General features: G+C 37.9%; 1 protein-coding gene. It reads right to left on the bottom strand.

The window, feature by feature from the left end; translation table 11 throughout:
* Positions 1 to 85 precede the first annotated feature (85 nt).
* The coding region (locus ACFIMC_RS04590; RefSeq protein WP_375685672.1) for a tyrosine-type recombinase/integrase at positions 86 to 1,028 on the bottom strand (943 nt) is incomplete at its 5' end.

Below are 1,028 nucleotides of genomic sequence, written 5' to 3'. Positions count from 1 at the left end.
GGTATATAAAAAGCAAGTAAAATAAAATAGTTATGTCTAATATGGGGGAATAGGTGAATCTTGATTCTATTGAGTTTTTTTGCCTCTATCCCTCATCTTTTTGAAGCTTTTTTATCGCCTCTATAGCTAACCTTTTACGGTCTGCGCTCTTTGTGTAAAGAGATGCCATAGCATCATTTGTCCAGCCAAAGAGTGCTTTCAATTGTGATACTGTTGCACCAGAGTTAGCTGCGCGTGTTGCTGCTAATTTTCTTAATCCATGCGCCGATTTTTTAATTCCAGCAGCATTACAAGCGTCTCTAAATGTATCGCCAAAGCTTTCTTTGGAGAGTTTTTGATTAGTTTTACTACAGATGAATGTTTCTACTCCAATAGGACCAGCTTCAAGCGTTTTGGCTAATTCCGGTAAAATAGGTAGAAAGACATCTGTTTGGAATTTACTTTTCTCTGTCTTGAGATGAATAATATTGTCTTTGACATCTTTCCAGCCAATTCGTACCGCATCACCACGACGCAAGCCCGTATATAAAAGAACATCAATCCAGACACGTTCATGGGTACCATGGGACCATCTTTGATAATATTTCTCAACATCTTCTTCTGTCCAAACAGGAAAGCCGCTTTTATTTTTAAGAGGAGGTTTTTTGACGCCTAAAGCTGGATTATTTTCCAAAAGACCTTGATCAATTGCCCAATTAAAAAGTCCATTAAGGGCTTTCAGAAAGTTTCTAGCCATTGCTGGTGTTTCTTTACGCCGTTCAACACCGGCTATAATATGTTTCTTTTCAATTGCTTGGTATGGAATATTTCCTATGGGGTCGCATATCTTCATAAGAATGTATTCTTTTTGTTTCTTTGTAGTATTAGAGTAGCTATGCCAATTAGAGCTGTTAAAGTATTGTTTAAGCAGCCATGCAAATGAACCTTCAACAAGTTTACCGGTTTTGGATTTAGGAAGTATAAGCCCTTGTAACTCGGCAAGTGCGCTTTTGTAGTTATCAACAAACTCTTGCGTTCCATAGGTACCG

Origin of the sequence: Bartonella sp. AP21QHHD (genome assembly GCF_042196205.1) — a bacterium.
In the GTDB taxonomy this organism is placed as follows: Bacteria; Pseudomonadota; Alphaproteobacteria; order Rhizobiales; family Rhizobiaceae; genus Bartonella.
This window is presented reverse-complemented; position numbering and strand designations above follow the sequence as displayed.